Annotated in this window: 4 protein-coding genes; all 4 read right to left on the bottom strand. The window is 40.1% G+C overall.

Annotated features, from left to right (window positions below; genetic code table 11):
* Positions 1-740, bottom strand: a 740-nt coding sequence (locus HMPREF2655_RS05930; RefSeq protein WP_142352135.1) for a VWA domain-containing protein, incomplete at its 3' end; no start/stop codon positions are given.
* Between the two features lie 241 nt (positions 741-981).
* Positions 982-2,325, bottom strand: coding sequence for a DEAD/DEAH box helicase (locus HMPREF2655_RS05925; protein WP_008284610.1), 1,344 nt, complete (start codon positions 2,323-2,325; stop codon positions 982-984).
* A 131-nt stretch (positions 2,326-2,456) separates the two neighbouring features.
* Positions 2,457-3,272: an endonuclease/exonuclease/phosphatase family protein gene (locus HMPREF2655_RS05920; RefSeq protein ID WP_070838108.1), complete on the bottom strand. Its 816-nt coding sequence runs from the start codon at positions 3,270-3,272 to the stop codon at positions 2,457-2,459.
* Between the two features lie 51 nt (positions 3,273-3,323).
* On the bottom strand, positions 3,324-4,089 hold a 766-nt coding region (locus HMPREF2655_RS05915), incomplete at its 5' end, for a PTS sugar transporter subunit IIA (RefSeq protein WP_180364319.1).

The following is a 4,089-nucleotide window of genomic DNA, read 5'->3' as shown; positions in this document are numbered from 1 at the left end:
TCACCAAACTTAGTTAGAATTGTACCTTCATCAGTTAAATTATACGTGCGGCCATAAAGCTCATCGCTAAATGTAGCTAAACCAAAGCGTGCAGTTACCCCATTATTCGCGAGATTATCGACAAATTTATTGACATTATCTCTTACAGTATCAATATTACTCTTCATTGATAAAGAACGGTCAACAACAAATACGATATCTGCTGATCCTGATTTGGAAATCGTTTTTGTATCTTTTATCATCTCTACGGACGTAGTTTTATCAACACGTTCATATTGAGTATAAGAATTTCCCTCTTCGTCTTTCCCAGTCAAAGTGCTCTCAGTTGTTTCAGTCTTTGGAGCAGGAAGTTCTTCGCTTTTTACAGGTGCCACTTCTGTCTTTGTGACTTCAACAGTTGCACTTTCTTCATGAATCTTTTGATCACCTTCTTGACGTTCTTTCACGTCAATAGGTGAAACCTTCTTAGAAACATCAACAAGCTCTCCAGGTTTTGCATCTGATTGGTTAACGACTGGTTTCGCCTCATCAGCTTTAATTTCTGCCACAGCAGCTTCGACTGCCGATTTACTTGCTTCAGTTTTCTTTACTGTTTCAGTTGAAGCAGATGCCGGTTTTGTTGTTTCATCTGCAGACACTTGTCCGACCTGAGCAAAAGCAAACAAAATTGCTACAGAAGCCAACCCAACTTTCATTTTACGGAATGAAAAACGTTGTTGTTTCATAAATGATTTATCCATAGAAGTCCCCTTTTCTTTTCACGGATCAAATGATATAATCCGATTGTTTTATAATATGATAACACAAAATTGTATAGTTTTCAATTTTTTCCTTACGATTTCAATAAAATATTGGACTAAAAACAAGTTTTAAAGCAATTACTATTTTATTAATCAAATTATTTTGAATATATAATTATTGGCTACTTTGAATAGTTCAGGAAATAAAAACTCAGTAGAATCAGGTAATTCTACTGAGTTTTTAAAATGTTTGGCGTTTGGCTTTTCGCTCTGCACGGCCACGTGCGCGATTTTCAGCACGCTTGGTTTTGCGACGTTTTTCATCCACCGCCCATTGAATCTTCTTCTTATAGCCAGGTTTGACTTTTTTCTTTTTCTTTTTAACCAAGCCAATCATTTCAATATCAAGCTTATCCTGCTTCTTTTCACGATTAGCACGACGATCACGGTCATAGGTATCTTGAAACTCTCCGTCTTTGACCATCTTAGGAGTAAACTTGATACCTAATTTTTCCAACTCACGGATATCCGAGTCATCACTAGGCTGGTAAAGGGTAATAGCCGTACCAGGCAGTCCGTTGCGCCCAGTTCGTCCAACACGGTGAACAAAGAAGGACAAGTCTTGCGGAATGGCATCATTGATAACATGACTAACACCTTCAATGTCAATCCCACGCGCTGCCAAGTCTGTTGCAACAATGTACTCAAAATCCAGATTTTTCACCTGATTCATGATTCGCTTACGTTCACGAGGAGCAATATCTCCATGAATCTTAGCTACCTTCAATCCTTGAGCAGTCAAGTAGGCATGCAATTCATCAGCACGCGTTTTGGTGTTAACAAAAATCATTGCCAAATAAGGCTGCATCAACTGAGTCAGCTGGTAAATTTGAGCATTCTTGTCGCGGCCCTTGGTCGAAATCAACCAATTATCAATGGTATCTGAGATAACTGTCTTAGTCTTGATTTTTTCCATGACAGGATTTGACAAGTATTTTTTCAAGAACGGTTGCAATTTTTGTGGAATCGTTGCTGAAAAGACCATGAATTGCAAGTCTTTTGGAAGGCTCCCTGCAATCTTATCAACGGTTTCCAAGAATCCCATATCCAAGGTCATATCGGCTTCATCAATTACAAAGGTCTTGGCCTTGTGAATAGCCAAATCACCAGATTTGACCAAGTCATAGATACGACCTGGCGTTCCGATAACGATATGTGGTTGGTTGCTGGCAAGTTTTTCAATCTGACGCGCCTTATCCGTACCACCTACATAATTAACCACACGAACTTCGACATCTGAGTGAGCTGCAATCTGACGAGCTGCTTGGTAGATTTGAGTAGCCAACTCACGACTTGGAGCCGTAATCACTGCTTGCACACTATCGCTAGTTTCATCTAATTGCTGGAAAATGGGTAACAAGAAAGTATGAGTCTTTCCTGAACCTGTTTTTGACTCGCCCACCAAGTCACGACCTGCCAAGACAATAGGAATCAACTTTTCCTGAACTTCGGTAGGAGTCGTAAACTTCAACTCCTCCAAGGCTTCTACTATATAATTTTTAAATTGAAATTTCTTAAATGACATACTATCCTCGATTCTATCCTTTCAATTATACCATATTTTGTCCTATTGCAGTAGCCCCATTTGAGTCTCAGTCCTGTAGTAAAGATTCGAATAGATTAAAAGGTTGGAACCTCTGATTCCAACCTCTTTCATTATTTCCAGGTCAATACAGCATTCAAACCATAGTGATCACTGACTTGTGGACTATTTTGACCATCAAAAACTACTTGTAAACTCTCTACTTCTAACTCTTTGGTCGTAAAGACGTAGTCGATTCGTAGCGGTTCAGTATTGCCTTTCCAACCATCAATTTCTGGTGGAACAGTATAGCTACCACTTCTTTCTTTTGCAACTTCAAACGCGTCTTGTAATCCTAATGGGCTAGCTAAAATCGCTTGATAGCCTTCCTGACCAGCCGGGTTATTAAAATCACCCGCTAAAATTAGAGGTTTCTTCAACTCTTTTAGTACAGCCTCAAATCGTGCCCATTCTTCTTGGAAACCTTTATCCCACCAAGAGAGATGAACGCTTGCAAGAGCAAGTTCCTTGCCTTCAACCTCTGTCTCAGCCAAGGCAACACGGCGAGTATGATAGTCCGTTGGATCATCTACATCTGATACCAAAATCTCACGCGCCTTGATAGGTGTTTTGGACAAGATTGCTACGCCTTCATGGTAGCGGTCATAGCCGATATGATTGTAAGCCCAAGTCCAGTAGTAGCTTTTCCCTTTCTCAGCCAATTTTTCGACTAGGAGTCGGACATAGTGATCCTGGTGAATGGGTTCTGCTGATGGTAAAGCTTGATAGTGATTGTTAACCTCTCCCTCAGGCGAAGTCATTTCTTGATTAATTTCTTGGAAACAAATCAAATCATAGTCCTTATCAAGAATGTCTTGGAGTAAGATTTGGAATTTTTCCTCTGCTTCCTTCTCCATCCAACTGTGGGTATTGAGTGTTAGAAATTTCATGCTTTTCTCCTAAAACAAGAGGTTGGAAAACAGCTTCCAACCCCAAGTATATTACAATTCTACTTTAGCAACTGCTGTTTTAGCTGCAAGAGAACCTGTTTGTTCTAATTTAACTGATTTGAGGACATCACCATTTGTGAAGACAACCACTGTTGATGTTTTGCGTCCTGCTTCTCGAATAGCATCCAAGTCAGCTGTGACAAGAAGATCACCAGCAACCACTTTTTGTCCTTCAGAGACATGAACAGTAAATGGTTTTCCTTCAAGACTTACTGTATCCAAACCAATATGAACAAGCACTTCAAGACCTGAGTCAGTGACAAGACCAAGAGCGTGTTTTGTTGGGAAGATACTTGATACAGTACCAGTAACTGGAGATACAATGTTGCCATTTGCTGGCTCTACTGCAAATCCATCACCCATCATTTTTTGAGCAAAAACTGGATCTTCCACTTGTTCCAAAGCAACAACTTGACCGTCAGCTACTGAGTAAACTTCTTCAGTTACACCCTTGTAATGTACAGTATTTTGTTGAGTTTCTGTCATTTGACTTGGAAGAGTTTCAGGAATTACTTCCCCTGAGTCAAGGATATCTTGGATATCAGATTTCAATACGTCAGCTTTTGGTCCGTAGATAGCTTGGACACCTTGTCCTTTCATGACAAGACCCATAGCTCCTTCTGCTTTCCATTGTTCCTCAGTACCAACGCGATCTGCGTCTTTAACAGTTACACGAAGACGAGTCATACATGCATCCACATCTACGATATTTGCACGACCACCAAGAAGGTTAATGATGTTTACGGCTTGAGAAGCT

This window comes from Streptococcus sp. HMSC066F01, assembly GCF_001837335.1.
In the GTDB taxonomy this organism is placed as follows: domain Bacteria; phylum Bacillota; class Bacilli; order Lactobacillales; family Streptococcaceae; genus Streptococcus; species Streptococcus oralis_S.
The sequence above is the reverse complement of the archived record's forward strand: the minus strand, read 5'-3'. Positions and strand labels throughout refer to the sequence as shown.